Here is a 23,592-nt window from a genome sequence, read left to right on the forward strand (position 1 = left end):
ATATGAAATTATCACCGGGAGGACTTATTCTCGGCGTCACACTTGTCCTCTGTGGGCTGGGGGTGCTCCGCTATCGTCCATGGGATCGCAGCAACGCTTCTGCTATCCGGGACGTTATTCACGAAGGTGTGAATGAAAAGGCGCAGCGGGAACTTACTGTAGGATATTTGCCGGTGACCTGCCATCTTACCTGCCCGGTCACGGATTTTGCTTCCAAGACAACCAGGACAAATACGAATTTTAATTCCCGGCTCTTCTCGGATTTTCCGACTGTGGTCAGCGCCCTGGAATCAAAGCAGGTACAGGCCACATTTATGATCGTGCCATTGGCCATGAAACTTCGGGAGCAAGGTGTGCCGGTGAAGATATGTTACCTGGGGCACCGGGATGGGTCTGAGATTGTAGTCGCGAAGAACGGCAGGGTACGGAGCCTGGTAGACCTGAAAGGTAAGAAGGTGGCTATTCCCAGCCTTTATAGCAATCAGAACTTTGTCATTCACAAACTGATGGCCGACTATGGCATGCAGCAGAAAGATATCACCTTCATTGTGCTGCCGCCGCCCGATATGCCGACTTCCCTGGCAGCAGGCGCCATTGACGGCTATTTCGTCGGAGAGCCCTTTTGCGCCAAGGCGGAACTCGACGGCACCGGTCGTGTCCTTTATTATGCCAGGGACATATGGCCCAACTTCATCTCCTGTGCGTTGGTGGTGCATGAGGACCTTATCAAACATAATCCTGAAGTTGTAAGAGACCTGGTCCGGGGAATTGCAGCGTCTGGAAAATGGGCAGAGACACATCGTGCGGAAGCCGCAAAACTAGCATCGCCCTACTATCGGCAAAACGAAAAAGTGCTGAATTATGTATTGACGGCCGACCCGCACCGAGTGAGTTATCTCAACCTGACCCCAACCGATGAAGACCTGCAGCAGATCCTGGACATGGGACTGCAGATGGGCCTGCTGTCAAAACACATCCCCATGAATGAGCTCATCGACAGGAGTTTTGTCCCCCAGGTAATACAGACTGCCCCTATCGACACGAAAAAGATACCCGAGGCTCACCGATAATCTGATATTTATTCCTCATAATTTAAATTAAACAAAATGGCCACCACTCAAAAAGATCAACAGCTCCTGAACAACCAGGTAACAATTAAAAAAAACCAGGAGCTGATCAAGACAAATCAAAAAGCTTTAAAAACCAATCAGGGTTCCATCCTATCTAATCAGAAGGCTATCTTAAAGAACCAGGCGCTCATTCTTAAGAATCAAAAAACGCTGGATCTGATCGTAAAGAACCAGCAGGCGATCCTGCAGTTGCTGAAGAAGTAAGCGGCGGCCGACTCTGGTACAAAGTTTGCCCGGCAGTACCCTATTATGTATCATAAATCCTTGACAACCCTTGTTATCCTGGCAATTTTCATCCTCCCGGCCTGTCATGCCCCTTCCGGAGCACCTGACGCGGCGACGGATAGTCCGGCTGCCAAACGCAGGGCCCTGCCGATGTTCAAACGTAACCCCGAATTCCGCGCCCAGGTGAAAAAAGAGCCCGTGGACGAATACCGGGTCAGGACTGACAACAGCCTCAATGAAATGTATTTCTCTGTCCGGCTATACGAAACCCCGGCCACCATGAAATACCTGGTCAAAATGGAGTTCGAAGGAATTACGGGAGAGGACACGATCAAACTCCCGGACATGGGTACGCCGCCACACCCCGTCCTTCAAAAGGGCCCCGAGAAATATTCCTGTATCATAGGGCTGCTGGATAATGCCAAAAATTTCCGTGAACTGAAGAAGGTGTATGTGACGGATAAAGGACAGGAGCTGAAGATCACTACCCTAAAGCATTATATGGTAACGGAGGACTACCGGCTGGTGAACCAGTAACTAATTGCCATTCACCGGTGCGCCTTAATCAACCACTGAGATTATTGTCTTACCAATTGCCGGGAGATCAGTTTTCCGTTTAGGGAAAGCGTCAGCACATATACACCAGCAGCGAGCTCTTTATTGACCGGGAAGCTATGCCTGCCGCGGGATATGTTGGCGTTTGCCAAAACAGATAGGCGCCTTCCCGTCAGATCATACAGTGCAAGGTTTGCAAACCCCTCCTGCTCCACGTTTACATACACCGTAAAAGCGCCTGACACGGGGTTGGGAAAGTCCAGGGGGCTTGTTTCCATCTCCGGGGACGGACCGGTCTTATCGGTTGCCAGGCTGGTTGGTACAGCAGCAATATCAGCAGCGCCGAGGCTTTGCAGTGTATATTGCTGGTTTTCGCCCCCGTTCCAGGTATTTTGCTGTACAGCCGCCCCGTCGGCCGTGGAGCTTCCCGCCACTTCCACCGCTTTTCCGCTCATCCTGTTGACAATGCGGTAATAACCTCCGCCATTATCCACCAGCTGCCATTCATCATTCGTATTGCTGCCTCCGTACGTGTATTGGACGATGGCTGCTCCATTGGTGGTAGAAGCGTTCTGTACAACCATGTCCTTGCCGCTGTTGCGGTTGATGATCCTGTAATAGCCGCTGCCGATGCTGGAGAGCTGCCATTCATCATTGGTAGCGCTGCCGCCATAGGTGTATTGGATCACTGCCGCACTGTTACTGGTGGATGCGTTTTGCACCACCAGGGCCTTACCACTATGGCGGGGGGTCAGCCGGTAAAAGCCGGAAAAGTCGCCGCCTCCGCCGGAGCCTGCACTGGACGGGCATTGAGACTCGCTGCTTTCCGACACACAAAAATCTGCAAACCGCACCTGCTCATCGCGCAGCCCCGAACTGTTCTTAGACCGGTAGACACCCCATTTAGGATGATTGACAGATGCACCCGTTCTCCACAGGTCGATGCCGCCTGTTTTGCTGTAGCTGAGCAGTACTGCGCCATCACTCACCCTGGTGAGCGTGATCTGGAAGGAGCCGTTGTCGCTGCTGGTGAATTTCACAAATGCTTCCACCCATGTCCCTTTGAACGGGGCAAGGTCCACTGAAGTAAGCCGTCCGAGGTCCACAGAGCCGGCTTCATCTCCGCCATCATGAATCACTTCCAGTATGGTGGCTCTGGGTGTGATGGTAATGAGAGGAGCGCCGGCATCTCCGTCAACAGCTTTGATCTGGAAGATATGGCAGAAGGATGACCCGCCGATGAAGTTGGCGTCCAGCTTGAATTTCCAGCGATACCAGGCAGTCTGCCCCTCTGTGTGCTCGGCGGTGCTGTTCCCGCCTTTGATCTCCATGCGGACACGATCGAGATTGATACACCGGTCATTGTCGTCCACGATATGACTGTGGAAGACAAAAACATTCTTACCCAGGTCCGTATCGAAGGTCTGGGTAACGTGCGGCCCGAACGAAGGGTGAATACAATCGGGATTTTCATTGCCGTAGCCGGCACTGGAGATCACGGGATAAGCGCTGCCTGAGCTTGCCGTGGCCGTAAGAGTGGATTGTCCGAAGATCTGAAAAGAGAACGTACATAGCAGCAGCAGACCGATGGTCTGCTTTGACAGGAAGAATGGTTGCATTTGATAATAGTTTAATGGTTAAGCAATAAAGGATATTAAGTGTATCCCGTTATGAACTGTTTCCGGAGGGTATGGCACCAAATAACAGATAAATTGACGCGGGACATGCACAATGGTTGGCCTTTTATTCAGCTTTTTTGGCAGCATCGGAGAGAAGCTTTCCGAAGGGGTTTTAACAGTATATATTTTTAAGGGTTACTGATTACCACTAATAGTTTGCGACAGGCGTACGTAGGTTTATTGAGAGGTTTTCAGGATCTCCGTGCAAAATGTTTGGGAATGGACTGCCTGAGGGTACATCTTTGTATTAATCGTCAAACCTCTTTTTATGGAAAAATATTACACACAACAGGAAATTTTACTGGTCACCGGCACGACCCTTACCTCCGGCGAATTGTGCAAAAAGGATGAAGCCGGCCAGGACGGGCACCAAACTGAAAAAGAGAAGCTGCAAGAAGCCTGCTGGAATGGGTTGGTGCGGACAATGCTCCCTGAGATAAGCCTGCAAACGGCCAATGGGGGGATCCTCTGTATCTGGGAGATCAAAGAAGCCGGGTCTTTTCTGGAGCTCGATCTGGGAGAGATCCCTGCTGCCATTGACAAGCATTTTTCCATTACGCCGCATAACTTCCTCTGCATGCAATCCTATAACTGACGGCGGCTGAGAAACTCCTCTACTATTCCCGCGGCATAGGAGCGCAAAAAAATATTTATCTATTCAAAGAAAAGGGCTAAATTGTATTAGAAATAACGAACCTTTTCTATCCTCTTTATTTTTATTCTTCGCATCCAGCTACATAGACTTTATATCCTCACAAAAAGAAGCACGTACGCTATCTGATCGATGGGATAGCAGTTTTTGTTATTCCCTTCATTGTACCGTGTCAATAGTAATCCCTTCACTCATAAATGTTTTAGTCTATGGAACATTCATCCGTTTTTAAACGCATCGGCCTGCTCATCATCCTAACCATTTCCATCCAGCTCCTGTCTGCTCAGGAGGACGAGAAATTCAAGCTTGAGGAGGTCAAACAGCAATGCGCCGTCCTGCCGCTGGAGAAAAGAGCCAGGCTAAGCGTCACACGTTTTACTGTGACCACGAAAATGCCAGGCTCCGAAGCTGAAAAAAATGCCAGGGCCAACAACAGGCTCAAGGGATTGGGTACTATTTTCAACAGGGGAGAAGCGCCACAGGCAGATAAAATACCACCCACTCTAGGCGACAACCTGACCACGATGCTTACCAATGCCTTGCAGGGCGTCAATTGCTACAGGGTGCTGGAATCCCTCAGCAATAATAAGGACCTGACCGGAGAGATCGATGCCGGCAGTAGTCAGTACAGCAGTAAAAAAACACCGAAGGCCGGCAAGCAGCTGGGAGCACAGATTGTGGTGACTGGGGAGGTAATTGAATACAGCGAGAAAGACAAAGGCGTATCAGTCGTCGGCGTAGGGACTAAAAAGAAAACGATCAAAATGGGATTTAACCTGAAAATGATCAACCCTGAGACCAGGGATATCATCGCATCCCATGTTTTCAGGATAGAATCCAGGGCTAATAAGAGTGTTTCTGTGCTGGGGCTGGTAAAAACAGGTGATACTGATCCAGCTGTTGCGGCGGTGATGGAAGATGGGATAATAGAGGCAGTACAGTATATGGCCAAGGTGAGAGATTCGCTAAAGATCACCGCTGATGGAGGTTTTGCTGGTAATGCATCGTCAACAGGGGAGAAGGAAACCGAGATATCATTGTCGAATGCCAACTTTACTTCGTATACGGCGCTCGCCAACATTATTTCCGGGTTGCCCGGATTTAAAGGAATGGAAAAGTCCTTCTCCGGCGGTGTAGGCAGCTATTCAGTTACCCATATGGGTTCAACGGATGAGCTATTAACACAAATGAGCAAGAAGCTGGGAAGCAGCTATGAGGTCACGGGGCAGGATGCCGGCAAGATCGAGCTTAGGGCAAAATGACCAATTTTCCATATGGCCTTGACATTTTAAGCAACGGCTGTCGCAAACGTCCTTAAAATTGTCGGACCCGCCCCTTTTTTGGAAAAGGCGAAGGTGATAGTTTTGTGTCATTAAATCAAACACATATGCGCAAAATTATCTCCTTCATGCACGTCTCATTGGATGGATTTGTAGCCGGTCCGAATGGTGAAATGGATTGGATCCAGGTTGACGATGCTATCTTTGATTATGCCACGGAGGCCACCCGGACCGCCGACCTTGCCTTATATGGCCGGACGACCTATCAGATGATGGATGATTACTGGCCGACGGCGGCAGATAAACCGGGGGCCACAAGGCACGACAAGGAGCATTCAAACTGGTACAATAAGGTCGACAAGATCGTGCTGTCCAAAAGTATGGCGGGGCAGCATATCCCTAAGGTGACCGTCGTCAGTAAAGATCTTCGTCCGCAGATCAGTAAGGTTAAGGAAATGCCTGGCGGCGACATCGTTATTTTCGGTAGTCCGGGCGCCGTTCAGTCGCTTATGAAGGAAAACCTTGTCGACCAGATCTGGCTGTTCGTCAATCCCGTCCTCCTCGGCAGCGGTGTGCCTATGTTCAGGGATATCGACCACCGGAAAAAATTAACATTGCTTGCGGATGCGCGGTTCCCTTCAGGTGTAATGTCCCTGAAATACGAGGTTAGTCATTAACAATCAGTTTTTATGTCGGTAGAAGCACATATCAGGACCATTTTAGAAAACTATTTAAACCTTGAGTCTGCCTTAAAAGGCTACTCCCAGGCAAAGGAAGAAGCCTCTAAAAAGTATGACAGCCTTTTAAATAAACATAATCCGCCTGGTCATACCCATACTATTCATTCAGCAGCTCCCATTTTAAGTGCGTATGATGAAATGAAAAATTTAGACAAGTGCGTACAGGATACAAATCATAAACTGAATGAAACAGGCGAAATAATAAAAGAATATATTCATGCTTTAAAGGGAAGCGCTCTGGATGTTACCTTCACTTTTGACAGCCTGAATCACCGGGCAGGAATTCATACCTTTTACCTGGAAAATGAAGAATTAAAGACCAGGCATTTGCCGGTGTCTTAAAGTTGCTGTCTGCCCCGGATCATTTGTTCAAAAAGGGCTTTAACAGATCGATAGGGACGGGGAAGATAGTGGTGGAATTGTTCTCTGTCGCTATCTCCCTCAATGTCTGCAGATAGCGCAATGTCAACGCGCTGGGTTGATCGGCCAGTATCTTTGCCGCATCGGACAGGCGCTGTGAAGCCTGGAACTCTCCCTCGGCTGCAATTACCTTGCTGCGACGTTCCCTTTCAGCCTCTGCCTGTTTGGCCATGGCCCGCTGCATTTCCTGCGGCAGATCAATCTGCTTGACCTCAACATTGGATACTTTCACCCCCCAAGGCTCAGTGTTAGAGTCGATGATCTGCTGCAATCTGTGGTTGATTTTCTCTCGTTGGGAAAGCAGGTCATCCAGTTCGGATTGCCCCAGTACACTCCGCAACGTAGTTTGCGAAAGCTGTGAAGTAGCGATGAGGAAGTTTTCAACCCCGATAATTGCTTTCTGAGGCTCGATTACCCGGAAATAGACGACGGCATTCACTTTAATGGAAACATTATCCTGCGTGATAACATCCTGCGTCGGCACATCCATCACCACCGTACGGAGGCTCACCCTTACCATTTTATCAATAACAGGGATCAATAAGATAAGACCGGGCCCTTTGACGCCATTATTACCCACTAAGCGTCCCAGCCGGAATACCACCGCACGTTCATATTCGCGAAGGATACGGATGGCATTTGCCAGGATCAGGACGGCAAAAAAAATGATCACCATAGTAACAACTGGGAACTGCACCATAATATTTAATTTTAATTAACCATTCGCCTTTTCAACATACAATTTCAGGTTCCTCATTTCCTTCACAACAACTTTTTCTCCCTTGTTGATCTTTCCTGCCATTGATTCGGCATTCCAGACCTCTCCCTGCAGCATGACGGTGCCTGTGGGATCCAGCGTATCCATTGTATTTGCTATTGCACCAGCCATTGCTTCCAGGCCGGTGGTAACTTTTCGTCTTTGGGCCTTTATCCCCATCCCGATGATAAAAAGGAAAAATAATGCGGACACGACAGTCGAAGAAATAATGGCCGCCAGGGAAATTCTTACAAATTCCAGTGACGAATCGCTTCTGATCAGCATCATTGATCCCAGCAGCAGCGAGACGACAGCACCCACCGCCAATAGTCCATGGCTTGCTATTTTGATCTCCAGCAGGAAAAGGATGATGCTAAATACGATCAATGCCAATCCCGCGTAGCTGATGGGCAGGGAATGCATCGAGTAAAAGGCGAGGATGAGCGCAATAACGCCAACAATACCCGGCAGGATGGCGCCGGGGTTGTATAATTCAAACATTATTCCATATATGCCCAGTAACATCAGTATGTAGCTAATGCTTGGATCGCTGAGTATATTGAGTATCCGCTCTGCAAAGCTCATTTCGTAGGGCATTACTCTGGCGCCTTTTGTATGCAGCGTCACGGTGGCTGCATTAAGCCCGACCCGCCTTCCATCCAGCTGGAGCAACAGGTCCTGCTCACTACTGGCAATGAGATCAATGACTTTCTTCTCCAGTGCTTCTTTCTCTGTGATGGAAACGCTCCGGCGAACGGCGTCCTCTGCCCATTGCATATTTCGGCTGCGTTTGTCTGCGATCGTCCGGATAAATGCAGCCGCATCGTTCACTCCTTTTTCATTCATGATAGAATCGGGCTGCTGCCCTATTCCAACAGGGTGTGCCGCACCCATATTCGTACCCGGGGCCATGGCGGCAATATGAGCCGCCATCGCAATGAAAACCCCCGCTGAACCGGCATGTGCACCGCCGGGTGACACATAAACGATAACGGGTACGGGCGACTCCATAATGCTGCCAACGATAACTCTTGTTGATTGAACCAGGCCACCTGGCGTGTTGAGATAGATGATCAGGCATGCTGCGGATTCATGATGCGCCTTTTCAATACCCTCATGGATATAGTCCGCTACCACCGGATTAATGGAACCGTCAATTTTTATAGTAACAACTGTTTGGGCGGAAAGCGCAAACGGAAAGAAAAAGAGATAATATGGCAGTATTCGTTTCACAGAACCTCGGTTTGTAAGATACCCCCGGTCTGGTGGAAAAGAGCTACTGTAATTTACTGAATTCCGGCGACTTCTAACGTCTTGCGGATCTTTTTTATAAAGCCCAGACTGCCAGTTCGTATCCGTCAGGATCTTTGAAGTGGAAACGCTTGCCGCCGGGAAAAGTAAAGATATCCTTTACTATGACGCCTCCCGCTGCAATGATCTTTTGTTGGGTAGCTTCAATATTGTTTGAATAGAGAATGACTAAAACAGTCCCATTTACCGGTTCGCCCGGGGTGAATCCTCCATCTACATAGGTACCTTCGAATGCCGTATAGTTCGGTCCGTAATCGGTAAACTTCCAGTCAAAACACTTTGTGTAAAATTTTTTGGCACGGCTGATGTCTTTTGATATGAATTCGATGTACTGTACCTGTTCATGTTTTAATTTGCTTTCAGAACGAATGTCTGCCATAGATCGTATGCTTTTTGTAAAGGTATGGAATGGCTCTTATCGCCTGCTTGGAAAAAAACGACAAAATCAGTGTGGGGAGGGGCCTTATCAATGGCTATATAAAAATTTATCCTTATCATGTGTAAAATTTTTAAAACCCCTTACTATGTTTTGTTCAAACTGTGGAACTCAAATTGATGACAAAGCCGTTGTATGTGTTAAATGCGGCGCTCCTACACTCAATTTCTCTTTACAATCAACTGCACGGGCCCAAAATGCCGGCGCTGCTGCTGAAGGATATGACTGGCTGACAACCCTGCTGCTTTGTTTTTTCGTCGGTGGATTGGGAATTCATAGCTTCTATACTAAAAAGACCGGTATTGGCATTGCCCAGTTATTTACCTTAGGAGGTTGTGGCATTTGGGCTTTGGTAGACTTAATTATGATCATTACAGAAAATTTTAAGGATGGACAAGGCAGGCCCCTCGTCAGGAAATAAACTCTTTTTTGCTTTATGGTTGTTCGTCCCCCTGCTGATCTTTCAAGTCAACTATTACAGTGCGAACGCGCATTTTACTATTTGTCTGATTAAAAATATTATAGGAAGGGATTGTTATGGCTGCGGGGTATTAAGAGGCATATCGGCCTGTTTGCATTTGGATTTTTCGGCGGCTTACCGGCTGAACCATCTAAACCTGCTGACATTGCCTTTACTAACATTCCTCTACGGAAAAGAACTATGGTCAACCCGACCGGCATGCTTCCGTTCTCCAATAAGAGGGACAATTGTCTAACTTATTACTTGCTGATTATGAGCTGTTTAACAGGGGCGTTATTTATGCAAAACTTTAACAATTCTGCCTTGCAAATGGCGTTTATTTTATAGATTTTTATTTCCTGTTGCTATTCCAAATCCTTAAGACCTATATCATGAAATTGCCCCTTCTTCTTTGTGTCCTTGTTTTATCTATCCATGGGTGGTGCGCCAGCGTAAATCCATCTCATAGCGCTACCCGCGCAATTACACCGGGTCATGAGACCATTGAAAAGGAAAAGTTGAAAGAAGAGACCAACGGTCCGGTGCTGTCGGATAAAATGAGGGCAGCACTGATTGGGTGGGGCCTGATCACCTATCTTGTTATCATCTTCTGGTGGGCTATTGCAGCTAAGAATTCCCTCGATAAGATCTTAAGAGATCTTTTGCAAGATATAGGCCGGTATCCGTCATAGGCTAAGGTTATATTTCTTTTTCAGGAGCAAAGCTCAAGTCGGAGCTGGCGAACGCTAAACTCTTACAGCGGTTGGCGATAGGATATCTTATCCATGAGCAGCCATTTCCCTTCTAACTTTACCAGGTTAAACCGATCGATGAACCGAAAAGTGGGGAAAGTCATTTGCACCTGGGCGGACGCGGTATCTCCATCCCAGGTAAAGGAAAGGATTTCGGTTTGGCATCCCAGCAAGGCAGCCTTGTCAACCGCGTCGAGATATTGCGGCACCGTCCATTGAACCAGTTTTCCATCTACCACCATCCTGATATATGCGTCGGGATGAAAGGCGCGCCTGATCCTTTCGATGTCTTTAACAGGACGGCCTTCAAGATAGTCGTTTATGGGAAGAAGGATCGACTGCTTTTCCGCTTCTATTTCTGTTTTTGTTGTTGTTGTTTCCATGTATTTTGACCTTACAATGATGAAACAAAATTAGTCAGGCGAACAAAGGCAGGATAAAACTATTCAAACGGATACTTCTAAAATTCAAACTACATGCTTCCTTAGTTCATTTGGAGTCGTACCGGCATGTTTCTTATAAAAACTATTAAAATAACCTGGATACTGGAACCCAAGGCAGTACCCAATCTCCGAAATAGTCCAATCTGTATGGCGTAGAAGATCATTGGCTTCCAACACTATTCTGGAAGCTATATGCTCGGTAGTTGTTTTGCCGGTGAAGTCTTTAACCGCCCTATTCAAATGATTCGTATGTAGCGAAAGCTGTTTGGCAAAATCCTTTGCAGAACGGAGTTGAAGTTCGTTCTGACGCGAATAGATAGGGAATTGCCTGTTCAAAAGCTCCAAAAATAAATTGGTTATTCTGGCAGCAGCATTCAGATCCCGCTCGTAATCCCGGGCCGGCTGCATCTTTAAGGCGTGGTGAACGATCAGATGAAGGTAATTTCGCAATATGTCATATTTGTGGACGTAGTTCTTCATATTCTCTCTCATCATAGCTTTAAAGAAAGCTGCTATTTCGTCTACACTATCTGCATCAGGAAAAAAAACCTTGTCTGTGTCAATCTGAAACATCGGCAGATTGGTAAGCAGTCCTTCCCTTTGTTGGACAAAAGCCTGGTTGAATATACAAAACCATCCTTGCTGATCAGTTGAATCAGGAATCCAATTATAAGGAATCATGGGATTTGAAAATACGAGGGCAGGGCGATCAATATAAATAGATTGATTAGAATAATCAAGCCTTCCGGTTCCCAATATCAAAGTCACTTTATAATAATCTCTTCTGGAATATGGAATTGCCCCTATACAGGCTGCCCGCTCGAAAATATTAATATGAGGCTTGTCTGCCTCAATCCTTTCCGGACCCGCGTAATGGATACGCTCATAAAAGCCTGCAATATCTTCCCGCTTGTTCATCATGTAAAATTACACAATACAAACAATAATGCATCATAGGCACTAATTGCCCAAACCTCGATCACACTCGGGGTGCTGGTGCACCCGAGTGGAGGGGCTGTCACATTGATCATCAGGGTCGTTTTATCACCTTGCCTTCTTTCATGACAAAATCAACGTGCTGAAGTAGGGTAATATCCTCCAGCGGGTTCCCCGCCACGGCGATGATGTCTGCGGTGAAACCTTTTTTGATTTGGCCCAGGGAGTTTTGGATGCGGAGTAGACTGGCGGCATTGAGGGTGGCTGTTTTGATGGCGTCCATAGGGGATAGGCCTGCGTTCTTGACATAGTACTCCAGCTCTTTGGTCTCGTTGATGTTCCAACTTGTAGCGTCGGTGCCCATGACGATGGCCAGTTTGGCTTTGTAGGCCCGGTTCAGGTATTTGTGTATGCTATCGAGTAATGGCCCTGGATGACGTTCCATTCCGCTAATGGTAGGACACCAAAATGTTCCATGGGCGAGGGCCAGCTTGATCAGGGAGTCGTTAAACTCGCGGCCATGTTCGATCGACCGGACACCGGCTTCGATCGCTAGCCGGATGCCAACACTTGTATTGGCATGGGCTGCCACATCAAGACCTAATTTTTTCGCCTCGCTAACGATGGCCTTCATTTCAGCGGCGCTGAAGGTAGGTGTAATAAAGTCCCCATACATTTTGATCCATGTTACTCCCCGGGAGTATTGTTCCCGCACTGCTTTGATACATTCGTCAGTGCCCGTAGTGAATTGGGTGCCATAAGGCAGGTCGATCGACCAATTCTGATCTCTGGGAAGAGGGAAGTATTGCCCAGTAGCGGCGATACCTTTGCCTGCCGGGAAAATGTGCGGTCCTTCGACGAAACCCGAGTCCACCGCTCTGGCCAGGTCCACATCGGCATAGCCAGCACCTTCCGAGCACACATCTCTCAGTGTCGTAATGCCATTGTTGAGTGCCGTCCGCATATGCATGACCGCGCGAAGTGCCCGGTAGGTAGGGGAATGATCGTACAGGTCCTTCTCATAATCCCCGGATGTGCCAAGCAAATGCGTATGGACATCCATTAGTCCGGGTAGCAGGGTTTGCCCTTTCAGGTCGATGACGATAGCAGAATCGGGAATTGTTCTGTTGAAATTGACATCGATGATCTTGCCCTGGCGTACGATAACGGTCGGGTTGGATATGACCTGATCGCTTTTACCATCAATGAGGCGATCGGCCAGAAGGGCGTAGGTCTGGGCGAAACTGCAGTTCGAAGCAGCCAGGAACATAAGAACTTGTAGGAATCGCATATAAAGGGAATGCATAATTGTCTTCAAAGAATGGCAAAATAGGAGATTCGGGTTGAAAATCATAATATTTTGCATTTGGTAAGAAGGGCCGGAATTCCGATGGTCATACCATGTTTTAATGACAATGGATCTGTAGGTTCCGGCGAAAAAATTCGCCCCGCTGCGCAACAAAAAAAAGCCCTTCCAACTTCGTTGGAAAGGCAGTGTGCCCGGAAACCCGATCAAAATAGTCAAGAGCATAGCTCGCGAGCACACCCATAGGATGACTCGCCTCAAAATTAAACAAAGAAAAACTGGATAGCTTCTTCTACAGCCTGTCGGCGTATAATAAATCGATGGGTAGTGTTTTGATTACCAGGAATGATTCCATCGTTTATAGCCGGTCTATCGTTCAAGACAAAACAGGGAAAATTTGGTTTGGAACACGGGGTGATATCATCATTTATGATGTAAAAACATTTACCACTCTCACCGATGAAGACGACAAAACCTTCAGGAACGTTGAAAGACCGTCACGGACTTTATAAGTAGAAAATAACAAACAGACTAACAATAACTTAGCGCAAGCCTCGAACGTTAGGGGCAAGCAACGGAAACTTACCAGTTGTCGCAAATAACCCACTACATTGTCGCATTAACACACGCTTTACATAATTTGGACAGATTAGTTTTGTGTTATTAAAAATGTATAAATGAGAAAGCTAAAATTACAAATGAACATTTTACTCGACAATAAATGGGACAGTGGAATGTCAGAATTTAGTATTGACAACCTTAATAGTGTAGACTGCATTTTGCATGGACGAAAAACTGGAGAAGGATTTATTCCATATTGGACTGAAGTATCAAACAATCCTAATGACGGCGAGCATAAACTTGGGAAACGATTCTCAGAAATTCCAAATGCAATTTTTTCAAATACGCTCAAGAAAAGCAAGTGGGCTAATACAACCATTATAAATGGCGATTTAGTACAGGCAATAAAAGCATTGAAATCCACAGATGGGAAAGACATCATTGTGTATGGTGGCGATTCATTTGTATCATCGCTAATACAGTATGATTTAATTGATGAGTATTATGTACTTGCAAACCCCACTGCATTGGGGAATGGGCGCCAAACCTTCAATCCCTTAAAAAATGAATTAGAATTGAAACTTGTGACGTGTAGGCCATTTGCCTGCGGCGCTGTCTTATTACATTACTCAAGACTATAACAACATTAAAACCAAAGATGCCTGCCGCTAACAAAAGCATTGCCGCAATTTGGGCGGACAGCTACAGTCCGCAAAAAGCGGAATTAGTATAAACTAAAAAGGCTTCAAGTCCAATGACTTAAAGCCTTACTATTTTCAGTGCCCAGAACAGGAATCGAACCTGCACATTGTTGCCAATACCAGATTTTGAGTCTGACGCGTCTACCAGTTCCGCCATCTGGGCCTCAATTTCAGGGGTGCAAACATACGCATTTGCACCCTTTTGTCCAAAAACCATCCAAAAAATCTATCTTCGCCGCCCCTGGCCTACAAAATCAATGACAAATGATCAGGATCGGCTTACTACAAGAAAGGAAAGTGCCCGCCGACAACAGGGTAGCCCTGACGCCGGCACAATGTAAATGGATACAGAAGAACGCCGCGGACGTGAGGGTCATTGCCCAGTCATCCCCGGACCGCTGTTATTCGGACAGGGAATACCTGTCAGCAGGTGTGGAAGTAAAACAGGACCTTTCTGATTGCGATATCCTGATGGGCATAAAGGAAGTCCCAGAAAAGGAACTGCTGCCCGGCAAGACCTATCTGTTCTTTTCACATACCAAGAAAGAGCAACTTTATAACCAACGCATGTTCCAGTCCATACTGGAAAAAAAGATCACCCTCATCGATTACGAATGCCTGGAGCACGACGATGGGCAGCGTATTCTGGGCTTCGGCTTCTTTGCCGGCGTAGTTGGCGCGCATAATGGCATGATGGCCTATGGCCTGCGAACAGGTCAGTATAGTCTGGGAAGAGTGCATAAACAGCAAAGTTTCCGGGAATTGATCCACACCTATTTCGGCCTGAAACTCCCCAGCATTAAGATTGTCGTCACCGGCTCGGGCCGGGTAGCCCACGGCGTGCTGGAAGTGATGAACCTCATGGGCATCATCGAAGTAGAACCGGATGAGTTCCTGGAACGGAAATTCTCCTATCCCGTTTTCACCCAATTAAAAGGCGCCGACCTGTATGAGCATATGGACACGCGGACTTATAACCGCGAGGATTTTCATACCCATCCCGAAAAGTATCGCTGTAAATTCCTGCCTTACACAAAAGCGGCGAATATCCTGATGAACGGCATCTACTGGGATCCGGATACGCCCCGGCTTTTCGAATGGGAGGACCTGGCGGAAAAAGATTTTACCATCACGACCATCGCTGATATTACAGACGATAAAGGTGGGTCTGTTCCCTGCAACCTGGGTGATACCACCATACAGGATCCGGTCTATGGCGTACACCGTCAGACAAGAGAGAAGACGGAGCCATACCTGCCCGGATCGATAGACATAATGGCCGTAGGCAATCTTCCCAACGAGCTGCCCCGGGACGCCTCCCGCTATTTCGGGGAGCAGTTGATCAAATATGTGCTGGAAGACCTGGTGCGAGGCGGCTCGCCGATCATTGACAGGGCTACGATGGTCCGTAATGGTCAGTTGACCGAACGATACAGCTATCTGGAGAATTATGCCAAAGCTCGTTAAAGCTTTTCATAATAATCCCGCATCAGCTCTACAAAGTCCTCTGTATATGCCCCCCGCTCATCCTGGATGCTCAGCTCGGTCTCGGGAATAAAATTCTCCTTGTTACGTGAGAAATGCAGAACAGCACGGAAAAGATCGTGGCGGGGCGTCTGCCTTACCAGCAGCCGCTCCCTCAGATGAAAATGGCGGGATCTGGCGAGATCCTCGAAATATTGCACGCGATGATAGGGTAGGAGAATGCCGAAAGAGCCTGCCGGCGAAAGATTATCGTCGACAGCCGTCAGCAGCTCCGTCAATGTCAGCTCCTTGCTGTGCCTGGCCAGATTTTTGGTATGTGAGTCTGCCTCCAGGTCCCCTTCATAAAAAGGAGGATTGCTGATGATAAAATCGAATTTATGCGGAAAATTGAAATGCCGCACATCTCCCGGAAATACTTTTAGTTCTCCTTTCCATTTGCTTTGACCGATATTCTCTTTCAGCTGCTTAAAGGCCGAAAGGTCCAGTTCGATGCCCTGGATGTCCCCTTTATGTTTTTGCGCCAGCATCAGCATCAGCAGCCCCGTGCCGCTGCCTATGTCCAGGATGGAAGAATAGGCCGGTGCTTTCTCGGAGAACCATGCGCCCAATATACAGGCGTCCGTGCAAACTTTCATGGCGCACTGATCCTGGAAGATGGTGAATTGTTTGAATCTAAAATAAGGATTTGGCATACGATCAGATTTTTCACCATTCAGCCCGGGCGCTGGCGCTCACGGACAATGGTGCCGCCTGCCCCGCTAAATATTTATAATAGCCGGTGATGGCGATCATCGCCGCATTGTCCGTACAATATTCGAATGGCGGGATAAAAGTACGCCAGCCCTGCTGTTCGCCCAGCAGCCGGAATGCATTGCGCAACCCGCTGTTGGCGGAGACGCCTCCCGCAATGCAGAGATCCCTGACGCCCGTCTCGCGGGCAGCCTTTTTCAGTTTGTTCAACAGAATAGAAACGATCCGTCCCTGTATGGAGGCGCAGATATCGGCCAGGTTCTTCTGGACAAAATCCGCATCCCTGGTCGTTTGCTCCTGTAGAAAATAGAGAATGGCCGTCTTCAAGCCGCTGAAGCTAAAGTTCAGGCCGGGGATCTGCGGCTCAGGAAAGCTAAAACGGGTGGGGTTACCCTCTCGCGCATACTTATCGATCAGGGGACCGCCGGGGTAGGGCAATCCCAGTAGTTTGGCCGATTTGTCAAAAGCTTCCCCGGCGGCATCGTCCAGCGTTTCTCCAATAACCTCCATTTGTAAGGGGGATTGGCAAAGGACGATCTGGGTATGGCCGCCGCTGACGGTGAGACAGAGAAAAGGGAATTCCGGGCGGTCTGATGCCGGTATCAGGTTCGCCAGCACATGTGCCTGCATATGATGGACGGCCAGCAGGGGAATATCCAGCGCCAGCGCCAGGGATTTGGCAAATTGACCACCCACCAGCAACGAGCCGATCAGGCCGGGTGACTGAGTGAAGGCAATGGCTGTCAACGATGACAGCTCACATGCGGCCTGCTTCAGGGCTGCGTCCACCACCGGCACAATATTCTGCATATGCGCCCGGCTGGCCAGCTCCGGCACCACGCCTCCATATTGCTCATGTATGGCCTGACCGGCAATGATATTCGACAGGATCATCCCATCCCGGCAGATAGCGCAGCTTGTTTCATCGCAGGAAGATTCTATCGCCAGGATAGTGACAGGCCCATCGGGCCCCTTCAATTTTTGCATGGAGCAAAATTACTTATTTCGATCGTATGGCCACCACCGGATCCATCCTTGCGGCAATAAAGGCTGGAATGATCCCTGCAGAAATACCTGTAAACAGGCAAATGCCGATGGCCAGCCCGATAATATCCAGGGGGATGAAGACATTAAAGCTCAGCATGGAAGAGAACACCAGGGTGAGAATGAACACTGCCGCCAGCCCAATCAATCCGCCGATGATGCAAAGGAAGGCGGATTCCAGCAGGAACTCCATCATGATGACATTCCGTTTTGCCCCGATGGCTTTTTTCAACCCGATCTGGCTGGTGCGCTCCCGCACGGTAACGAACATGATATTGGCTACTCCGAACATTCCTACCACCAGCGACAAAGCCGCGATCGCCCATCCGCCGATGTTCATTCCGGAAAAGATGGGGTCGAAGAACTTACTAAGGCTGTCGATGTCGTTCAGGGCGAAATTATCCTCCTGGGTAGGGCTCAGCTTCCGGATGGATCGCATGGCACCCTTTAGCTCATCTTTCAGCGCTTCTACGGAGATATTTTCCCCGGCCTGGACCAGGATCTTGGGATTGGCATATTCTTCTCTCACCAGCTGCCGGAGGAAAGCATAGGTAAATAAAACGCTGTTGTCATAATCCCATCCTCCTAAGAGACTTTTCCCTTGTTTCTGTATGAGCCCGATGACGGTGGCCGAGCGGCCATCCTTCAGCTTTACCACGCTGCCCACGGCTTTCTCCGGGTTGCCGAACAATTTCTCGGCAATGGAATTACCCATTACGATATACGGTGTGCCGCGATCGAAGTCCGACTGCTGGAAATACCGCCCATGGCCGATGATGATCTGTTGTATCTTGTCGAAATCCTCCGTATTCCCGTAAAAATTCACCCCCGTCAGGGAATTGTCCTGGTAATCGACATTGGACTGCATCTCGATCTCAAAGTCGATATGGGGGGCATCAGGCACCTTTAACCGCAATAATTTCATCTCTTCGATCTTTGGCACAGGCCGTTTGATGTATTTCCACCAGGGGAAGTCCGGCCCCCCGCCATATTGCCATTTATCAATATAAATGGTCTTATTTCCCAGGGATTTGATGTCATTTTTCACCGCCAGCTGCATACTGCTGATAGTAGACAACACACTGATAATGCAGAAGATACCGAAGGTTATTCCCAGCAGGGACAGGAAGGTCCGGAGCTTATTGGAACGGAATTCCTGCAAGGCCATCCTGAAGCTGGTCCATGCGATCTCCCGGTGTCGGAACAGAAACCGGAACAAACGCTGGGTTTTATACGCAAACATAATTCGAATATACATATTCGGAGACACCTGGCAACGACAAAAACCATTAATATTGCATCTTAAAATACCATTCGAATTACAACCTAAAAAAAGATCTTTCATGCTCAATATTGAGAATCAGAATCTGAAAGTTACCATCAACGCGAAAGGAGCGGAATTGACAAGCATTTATCATAAGGGGCTGCAAATGGAATATCTATGGGGCGGCGATCCCAATGTGTGGGGCAAGCATTCTCCGTTGCTTTTCCCCATCGTAGGCACGCTGCGCCAGAATACCTGGAAATATAAAGGCAAGACCTGGACGCTCCCCCGTCATGGTTTTGCCAGGGATATGGAGTTTGCCGTGGAGCAACAGAGCAAGGATGGTCTTACCCTGCTGTTGAAAAGCAATGAGACCACCCGCGCCAAATATCCTTTTGACTTCGAGTTACGGGTCATTTATCAGCTGGCGCCCAATGGACTCGCCACTACTTACAATGTCAAGAATAATTCAGGGGAAGAAATGTACTTCTCCATCGGCGGTCATCCCGCTTTCAGAGTGCCCCTGGCCGAAAGGACCACTTACACTGACTATTTCCTGGAGTTCGAGCAGAAAGAAACGGCCAACAGGTGGCCCATCTCCAAAGAAGGACTGATTGAAACGACACCCCAGCCTATCCTGGACAACACGAATATCATGCCCATCACCAGGGACCTGTTCTCCAGCGATGCCCTGGTGTTTAAAAACCTGGCCTCTACCACCGTCAGTCTCAAATCCCGCCGAAGCCGGCATGGCCTGGACTTTGACTTCACCGACTTCCCTTACCTGGGTATCTGGTCGGCAAAAAATGAAAAGGCTGATTTTATTTGCATAGAACCCTGGTGCGGCATTGCTGACAGCGTGGATTCGGATCAGGAAATGGAAGATAAGGAAGGGATACAAAGGCTGGCTCCGGGAGAGACTTTCGAAAGGATCTGGGCCGTGACGTTGTATTAAATCTATCGTTTCTGACGGTTTTCGTGCCCCGTTAGAATTCAAAAGCCTTTACTGCCGGATCGCGGAGGATCTCATGGATACAATGACGATGATCCTTTTCCGAGCCTTGCACCACCCACTCGCCGGTGATGATGCCTGTATCGGTCTTGGACTGCCGGCTGCGTTTGAAGGAGAGGTGATGCCCCCGGAACAGGTCTTCATACCGGTGAAGCGTTTCATTCTCGAAGGCGCAGATGATCTTATAATTGCGTATCTGGTTCACCCTTTCGATCCATCCTTCCAGCATGCTGAAGGTGAGGATAACGAGCAGCACCAACAGACAGGCCATACAGGAGATCAGCTTGTATCCGGCGCCGATGCCCATGCCCAGGGCTGCCGTCACCCAGATCATGGCTGCTGTAGTGATACCGTTGACCTTGCTATTCGTGGGTTCTCCACGGAAGATCACTCCCGCACCTACAAATCCGATGCCCACCACTACATTGGATGCGATCCTTTCGGGCGCATGGACGGCCCCGATCAATTCCGATAGGATTGTAAAGAGAGCGGCGCCAAGACAAATGAGCGTCAATGTCCTGAACCCGGCAGACTTGCTCCTGTATTCTCTTTCGGCCCCGATGAGGCCTCCCACCACCACCGCCAGGACCAATCTCCAGGCAATCTCTTCAGTAGATAGCATAGTTATTTTGTTTTATGTCAGCCGGCGGCCGGTGAGAAATATCCGGCCTTATAAGCGGCAAAATAATCCTTGTAATCTTTTTTGACCTGCTCCGCGTAGGCGACCCCATATGCTATGACCCCATTCTGCCAGTGATGGTCCGCACCAAAGGCGATGAGGTCGTCCGGCAATGCCGACCCCTGCCGGCCTGCGCTGCGCAGCTGGGCCGAGGCCGTCAACAGCGCCATGTCGATGACCACGCATTCGATGTCCCGGGGACTGTCCCGCAACAGCGTAAAATTGATCTTGTCCGCTGTGGGCTGCATCTCCTTCACCACGTAAAAGTCGTCCCGGAAGCGGGTGGTTCCCAGCAAGGCGGGACAGACATTCTGCATCCGCTGCTGCACTGCAACGACCCGCTCGGCCTCGGAGGCCCAGGATGGTTGGGTAATGTTAATCCGGCCCTGAAGACAGGAAGGCATGGCCCGTTTCATATCGATCAGCAGATATTTATCGGGGTTTTTCATCTGCCGTACGAGAAAGACATAGCGATGGACTCCCAGGCTACCGGTGCCGGCTATGCGGAAAGCGACATCCACCACCTCATGGGGCTTTCGTAGCAACGACTCATCCCTGGTCCATTTCTGCAGATGAGCCGCCAGCTCTTTCCTTAAGGACTTTTCCAGGGGAAAGAAGCGGATATTGTCGATCCGCAGTGCAAGCTTTCCGTTCTTTTCCACCGTCCGCTGGCGGATGAGTTCCTTCTGCCTGCGCTCGCAGACCTTATCCAGGAATGTCCGCACAATGCCATTTGCCGTGCGGGGTTCGATATAACGCGATTTCCCTTTTGCCAGCGTTTCGCTGTACTTGTCCAGGAACAGAACGGCCATCCGCCTGGACTCTTTTTTGCTGATGCCCAGGGAGCCCAGACCGGAGCAAATGCTCGTCACCATCCGGGCGAGCTCCCATACAGCGGGCGCCAGCGCGCCCTCGTCAAAATCATTCATATCGAAATAGACCAGGCGGTTGTCGCCCTTATAGCTCCCGAAATTTTCCAGGTGCAGGTCCCCGCAGATCCAGCTCAGCGGGTATTGGGGAAGGGCATCACTCCTTTGCAGGTCTTCATAAAACAGGTGACAGGTGCCGCGGAGGAAGCGGAAGGGGTTTTGCGCCATCTGCTGATATTTCAGGGCCGTATAGGCGGGAAGCCTGTCGTCGTTGAACGCTTTGACCCTTTGTGCAATAGTGGCCACGATGGTTTGTTTTCAGAAAGATAGGTATTATTCAGGAATTCGTAAATCCACGTATCTTACAGCCTTATGCAGCGTACCAATTATAAGATATTCCTCATTATCCTGGTTCTGGCAGGACTGATGACTGGCTGCCGGCAACCGCAAGCCCCTGAGTATTACGGATTTCAGGATCTGCGCTTCGGCAGGGGCGAAGGACAGCAGGCGACCCTTGGCACTACCCTGAAATTCTACAATCCCAACTCTTATGGCCTGCAGCTCAAAGGTGCGGAAATGGACGTGATGCTCAACGGCAAACCGGCCGGACATTCCGTGCTGGATTCCACTGTCCTCATTCCGAAAAAGGATACATTCTATGTCCCTGTAACCATGCAGGTGAACCTTCAGGGCCTCCTGGGCAATGCCATCCAGATCTTCCTGGACAGGCAGGTGACGGTGACCCTGGACGGAAGAATACATCTGAAGAAAGGCGCTATTCCTTTCAGCCGGCCTTTTCACTACGAGGGCAAGGAAGACCTGAATGCACTTTTAAAGGGAGATTATTGAAAGGTCACTTCACCATGATCCACCGGTTCACTGTATTGTAGGTCCCTTCCAGCACCACCTTATAAAAAGCAGAAGGGTAGGAGCCTATTCCAAATGCCGCCGACTGCTGGCCTGCCGGCACTTCCGCCAGTAACTTGTAATCATCCTTACCACCTGTCTTAAAATCATTGGTCCTGGCAAGCCAGATCTTTACCGATCCATCCTTGTCGAAGGACTTCCAGCGTATATCCAGCTTGTTGTTATCCAGGCGCACCACGGGTAAGGCCACGGAAACTTTTCCGATCAGGGGCACGCCGTCCGTCTCAAGCTGGTTTTCCCTGGGAATGTTGATATCCATAAATCGTGCGATGGTAGGCATGATATCCACGATGGCAGGCGTATAGTCGCGCCAATAGTGATTGAGGTCTTTGGCATTCGTTGCGATCCAGGTGGTACGCTCTCTTTCCGACTGCCCTCCATGTCCCTTGCCTGTGATGGAATCCCTTCCATGATCCGTCGTGACGACGATCATCCAGTCTTCCCTGAACTGCTGCTGCCGGTACTGCAGGGCGCTCCAGATCTTACCTATCTGCTTGTCGGTGTACTTTACGGCCTCTTTCTGTTCCGGGCTGTCTCCATACTTGTGCCCCATGTCGTCCGTGTATTCGAGGTAAAGCCACGTGAGGTCTGGTCCCTGCTCCCGGATGCATTTCTCCGCTTCTTCCGTTACTTTTTCATCAATTGCATGAATATATTGACTTTGTTTGTCGTGAGGGTAGTTGACGGTGTCCAGCTCAAGCCCGTCGGCATGATAATCCACCTTAATATTGCCTGTCTGCGGCAGGGATTCGCCCACCAGCCTGGTGCGGTTGTCCAACCAGGTGGAAAATACGGCGATCTTTTTGGTGCTGTCAGCCTTTTTCAGGAGCCGGAAGATGGTAGGGTAATGATAATTGGGTTCCTTGATATCGTTGTCCCAAACATTATGCTTGTTCACCCACACGCCTGTAAGCAGGCTATTGTATCCCACGGCGGAAATGGTCGGCGTCTGCGAATAACCTCCCCGCTCCCCGCCGACAAAAGCACGCTTATACCCGTCCCGCCGTCCGATCTGTTCGGGAAAGGATACATGCGCTTTCTCCAGTACGTCGGCCGGAATGCCATCGGCAATGATGAAGACGACCTTTTTCTTTTTCGGCTGCGCCACTGCGTGGAGGGCCAACGTTGCCATCGCGATTAAAACGAGGATGTGTTTCATATCTGCCGTGTTAAGAAATTTTCGTCAAAAATAAGCAGTCCGGCATTATCAGGTCATTA

The 23,592-nt window shown here is 49.1% G+C and carries 28 protein-coding genes and 1 tRNA gene; 15 read left to right on the forward strand and 14 right to left on the reverse strand.

Annotated elements, in window-relative coordinates; genetic code table 11:
• The first annotated feature begins 2 nt into the window (after nucleotides 1–2).
• The 3 genes from Q4E93_RS12370 to Q4E93_RS12380 are packed head-to-tail and all read left to right on the forward strand — an operon-like array spanning nucleotide 3 to nucleotide 1,892.
• Nucleotides 3–1,070: an ABC transporter substrate-binding protein gene (locus tag Q4E93_RS12370; RefSeq protein ID WP_303585592.1), complete on the forward strand. Its 1,068-nt coding sequence runs from the start codon at nucleotides 3–5 to the stop codon at nucleotides 1,068–1,070.
• A 36-nt stretch (nucleotides 1,071–1,106) separates the two neighbouring features.
• Complete coding sequence (locus Q4E93_RS12375; protein ID WP_303585594.1) at nucleotides 1,107–1,334, forward strand: hypothetical protein; 228 nt, start codon at nucleotides 1,107–1,109, stop codon at nucleotides 1,332–1,334.
• A 60-nt stretch (nucleotides 1,335–1,394) separates the two neighbouring features.
• Nucleotides 1,395–1,892 carry a hypothetical protein gene (locus Q4E93_RS12380; protein ID WP_303585596.1) on the forward strand — a complete coding sequence of 166 codons (498 nt, stop codon included), beginning with the start codon at nucleotides 1,395–1,397 and terminating at the stop codon, nucleotides 1,890–1,892.
• A gap of 41 nt (nucleotides 1,893–1,933) precedes the next feature.
• On the opposite strand, the gene Q4E93_RS12385 is transcribed toward Q4E93_RS12380, so the two are convergent.
• Nucleotides 1,934–3,529 carry an RICIN domain-containing protein gene (locus Q4E93_RS12385; RefSeq protein WP_303585597.1) on the reverse strand — a complete coding sequence of 532 codons (1,596 nt, stop codon included), beginning with the start codon at nucleotides 3,527–3,529 and terminating at the stop codon, nucleotides 1,934–1,936.
• 328 nt (nucleotides 3,530–3,857) lie between these two features.
• On the opposite strand from Q4E93_RS12385, the gene Q4E93_RS12390 reads away from it, so the two are divergent.
• The 4 genes from Q4E93_RS12390 to Q4E93_RS12405 all read left to right on the forward strand — a co-directional run bounded on the left by Q4E93_RS12390 (nucleotide 3,858) and on the right by Q4E93_RS12405 (nucleotide 6,603).
• Nucleotides 3,858–4,184 carry a hypothetical protein gene (locus Q4E93_RS12390; RefSeq protein WP_303585598.1) on the forward strand — a complete coding sequence of 109 codons (327 nt, stop codon included), beginning with the start codon at nucleotides 3,858–3,860 and terminating at the stop codon, nucleotides 4,182–4,184.
• 266 nt (nucleotides 4,185–4,450) lie between these two features.
• Nucleotides 4,451–5,503: a CsgG/HfaB family protein gene (locus Q4E93_RS12395; RefSeq protein WP_303585600.1), complete on the forward strand. Its 1,053-nt coding sequence runs from the start codon at nucleotides 4,451–4,453 to the stop codon at nucleotides 5,501–5,503.
• A gap of 125 nt (nucleotides 5,504–5,628) precedes the next feature.
• Nucleotides 5,629–6,198, forward strand: a complete 570-nt coding sequence (locus tag Q4E93_RS12400) for a dihydrofolate reductase family protein (protein ID WP_303585602.1) — start codon at nucleotides 5,629–5,631, stop codon at nucleotides 6,196–6,198.
• A 12-nt stretch (nucleotides 6,199–6,210) separates the two neighbouring features.
• Nucleotides 6,211–6,603 carry a hypothetical protein gene (locus tag Q4E93_RS12405; RefSeq protein WP_303585603.1) on the forward strand — a complete coding sequence of 131 codons (393 nt, stop codon included), beginning with the start codon at nucleotides 6,211–6,213 and terminating at the stop codon, nucleotides 6,601–6,603.
• 19 nt (nucleotides 6,604–6,622) lie between these two features.
• On the opposite strand, the gene Q4E93_RS12410 is transcribed toward Q4E93_RS12405, so the two are convergent.
• The 3 genes from Q4E93_RS12410 to Q4E93_RS12420 form a co-directional block, all read right to left on the reverse strand.
• Nucleotides 6,623–7,381: a slipin family protein gene (locus Q4E93_RS12410; RefSeq protein WP_303585605.1), complete on the reverse strand. Its 759-nt coding sequence runs from the start codon at nucleotides 7,379–7,381 to the stop codon at nucleotides 6,623–6,625.
• A gap of 15 nt (nucleotides 7,382–7,396) precedes the next feature.
• Complete coding sequence (locus tag Q4E93_RS12415; protein ID WP_303585607.1) at nucleotides 7,397–8,671, reverse strand: NfeD family protein; 1,275 nt, start codon at nucleotides 8,669–8,671, stop codon at nucleotides 7,397–7,399.
• 94 nt (nucleotides 8,672–8,765) lie between these two features.
• Complete coding sequence (locus tag Q4E93_RS12420; protein WP_303585609.1) at nucleotides 8,766–9,128, reverse strand: VOC family protein; 363 nt, start codon at nucleotides 9,126–9,128, stop codon at nucleotides 8,766–8,768.
• Here Q4E93_RS12420 and Q4E93_RS12425 point away from each other — a divergent pair.
• The 3 genes from Q4E93_RS12425 (at nucleotide 9,118) to Q4E93_RS12430 (ending at nucleotide 10,337) form a co-directional block, all read left to right on the forward strand.
• Nucleotides 9,118–9,606: a TM2 domain-containing protein gene (locus Q4E93_RS12425; RefSeq protein ID WP_303585612.1), complete on the forward strand. Its 489-nt coding sequence runs from the start codon at nucleotides 9,118–9,120 to the stop codon at nucleotides 9,604–9,606. The two genes, Q4E93_RS12420 and Q4E93_RS12425, sit on opposite strands and share 11 nt — an antisense overlap.
• Nucleotides 9,575–9,901: a DUF2752 domain-containing protein gene (locus Q4E93_RS34435; protein ID WP_368501874.1), complete on the forward strand. Its 327-nt coding sequence runs from the start codon at nucleotides 9,575–9,577 to the stop codon at nucleotides 9,899–9,901. The genes Q4E93_RS12425 and Q4E93_RS34435 overlap by 32 nt, the downstream gene beginning before the upstream one ends.
• Nucleotides 9,902–10,037: 136 nt before the next feature.
• On the forward strand, nucleotides 10,038–10,337 hold the full coding sequence (locus Q4E93_RS12430) for a hypothetical protein (protein WP_303585613.1): 300 nt from the start codon (nucleotides 10,038–10,040) through the stop codon (nucleotides 10,335–10,337).
• Nucleotides 10,338–10,399: 62 nt separating this feature from the next.
• Here the strand turns inward: Q4E93_RS12430 and Q4E93_RS12435 are convergent, their stop codons facing one another.
• The 3 genes from Q4E93_RS12435 to Q4E93_RS12445 form a co-directional block, all read right to left on the reverse strand.
• Entirely contained in the window at nucleotides 10,400–10,780 is a 381-nt protein-coding gene (locus Q4E93_RS12435) for a nuclear transport factor 2 family protein (RefSeq protein ID WP_303585614.1), read from the reverse strand.
• A gap of 84 nt (nucleotides 10,781–10,864) precedes the next feature.
• Nucleotides 10,865–11,758 (reverse strand): helix-turn-helix domain-containing protein, encoded by an 894-nt coding sequence (locus Q4E93_RS12440; protein ID WP_303585616.1) that lies wholly within the window; start codon nucleotides 11,756–11,758, stop codon nucleotides 10,865–10,867.
• Between the two features lie 112 nt (nucleotides 11,759–11,870).
• A complete protein-coding gene (locus Q4E93_RS12445; protein WP_303585618.1) occupies nucleotides 11,871–13,067 on the reverse strand; it encodes an amidohydrolase family protein in 1,197 nt (398 codons plus the stop codon).
• Between the two features lie 335 nt (nucleotides 13,068–13,402).
• On the opposite strand from Q4E93_RS12445, the gene Q4E93_RS34440 reads away from it, so the two are divergent.
• Together Q4E93_RS34440 and Q4E93_RS12450 are read left to right on the forward strand one after the other, a co-directional pair.
• On the forward strand, nucleotides 13,403–13,594 hold the full coding sequence (locus tag Q4E93_RS34440) for a two-component regulator propeller domain-containing protein (RefSeq protein ID WP_368501876.1): 192 nt from the start codon (nucleotides 13,403–13,405) through the stop codon (nucleotides 13,592–13,594).
• Between the two features lie 165 nt (nucleotides 13,595–13,759).
• Nucleotides 13,760–14,284, forward strand: a complete 525-nt coding sequence (locus Q4E93_RS12450) for a dihydrofolate reductase family protein (RefSeq protein ID WP_303585620.1) — start codon at nucleotides 13,760–13,762, stop codon at nucleotides 14,282–14,284.
• Nucleotides 14,285–14,423: 139 nt separating this feature from the next.
• Here the strand turns inward: Q4E93_RS12450 and Q4E93_RS12455 are convergent.
• Nucleotides 14,424–14,507 (reverse strand) — tRNA-Leu (locus Q4E93_RS12455).
• Nucleotides 14,508–14,608: 101 nt separating this feature from the next.
• Between Q4E93_RS12455 and Q4E93_RS12460 the strand changes: the two genes are divergently transcribed.
• On the forward strand, nucleotides 14,609–15,811 hold the full coding sequence (locus Q4E93_RS12460) for an NAD(P)-dependent oxidoreductase (RefSeq protein WP_303585623.1): 1,203 nt from the start codon (nucleotides 14,609–14,611) through the stop codon (nucleotides 15,809–15,811).
• On the opposite strand, the gene Q4E93_RS12465 is transcribed toward Q4E93_RS12460, so the two are convergent.
• Genes Q4E93_RS12465 through Q4E93_RS12475 form a run of 3 tightly spaced genes read right to left on the reverse strand, consistent with a single transcriptional unit; the run spans nucleotide 15,808 to nucleotide 18,842 of the window.
• Complete coding sequence (locus Q4E93_RS12465) at nucleotides 15,808–16,521, reverse strand: tRNA1(Val) (adenine(37)-N6)-methyltransferase (protein ID WP_303585625.1); 714 nt, start codon at nucleotides 16,519–16,521, stop codon at nucleotides 15,808–15,810. The genes Q4E93_RS12460 and Q4E93_RS12465 overlap by 4 nt on opposite strands.
• 13 nt (nucleotides 16,522–16,534) lie before the next feature.
• Entirely contained in the window at nucleotides 16,535–17,566 is a 1,032-nt protein-coding gene (gene tsaD, locus Q4E93_RS12470; RefSeq protein WP_303585627.1) for a tRNA (adenosine(37)-N6)-threonylcarbamoyltransferase complex transferase subunit TsaD, read from the reverse strand.
• A 13-nt stretch (nucleotides 17,567–17,579) separates the two neighbouring features.
• The gene (locus Q4E93_RS12475; protein WP_303585629.1) at nucleotides 17,580–18,842 is read right to left on the reverse strand and encodes an ABC transporter permease; all 1,263 of its coding nucleotides are present in this window, start codon (nucleotides 18,840–18,842) and stop codon (nucleotides 17,580–17,582) included.
• A gap of 124 nt (nucleotides 18,843–18,966) precedes the next feature.
• Between Q4E93_RS12475 and Q4E93_RS12480 the strand changes: the two genes are divergently transcribed.
• Nucleotides 18,967–19,842 carry an aldose 1-epimerase family protein gene (locus Q4E93_RS12480; protein WP_303585631.1) on the forward strand — a complete coding sequence of 292 codons (876 nt, stop codon included), beginning with the start codon at nucleotides 18,967–18,969 and terminating at the stop codon, nucleotides 19,840–19,842.
• 31 nt (nucleotides 19,843–19,873) lie between these two features.
• Here Q4E93_RS12480 and Q4E93_RS12485 read toward each other — a convergent pair whose 3' ends face one another.
• Both Q4E93_RS12485 and Q4E93_RS12490 read right to left on the reverse strand, forming a co-directional pair.
• Nucleotides 19,874–20,521, reverse strand: a complete 648-nt coding sequence (locus tag Q4E93_RS12485; protein ID WP_303585633.1) for an MgtC/SapB family protein — start codon at nucleotides 20,519–20,521, stop codon at nucleotides 19,874–19,876.
• Between the two features lie 17 nt (nucleotides 20,522–20,538).
• On the reverse strand, nucleotides 20,539–21,753 hold the full coding sequence (locus Q4E93_RS12490) for a DUF2252 domain-containing protein (protein ID WP_303585635.1): 1,215 nt from the start codon (nucleotides 21,751–21,753) through the stop codon (nucleotides 20,539–20,541).
• Nucleotides 21,754–21,819: 66 nt separating this feature from the next.
• Between Q4E93_RS12490 and Q4E93_RS12495 the strand changes: the two genes are divergently transcribed.
• Nucleotides 21,820–22,296: an LEA/WHy family protein gene (locus Q4E93_RS12495; protein ID WP_303585637.1), complete on the forward strand. Its 477-nt coding sequence runs from the start codon at nucleotides 21,820–21,822 to the stop codon at nucleotides 22,294–22,296.
• Between the two features lie 4 nt (nucleotides 22,297–22,300).
• On the opposite strand, the gene Q4E93_RS12500 is transcribed toward Q4E93_RS12495, so the two are convergent.
• Nucleotides 22,301–23,533, reverse strand: coding sequence for an alkaline phosphatase family protein (locus tag Q4E93_RS12500; RefSeq protein ID WP_303585639.1), 1,233 nt, complete (start codon nucleotides 23,531–23,533; stop codon nucleotides 22,301–22,303).
• Nucleotides 23,534–23,592: the final 59 nt, after the last annotated feature.

This window comes from Flavitalea plasmicola, assembly GCF_030546645.1.
Classification (GTDB): Bacteria; Bacteroidota; Bacteroidia; order Chitinophagales; family Chitinophagaceae; genus Puia.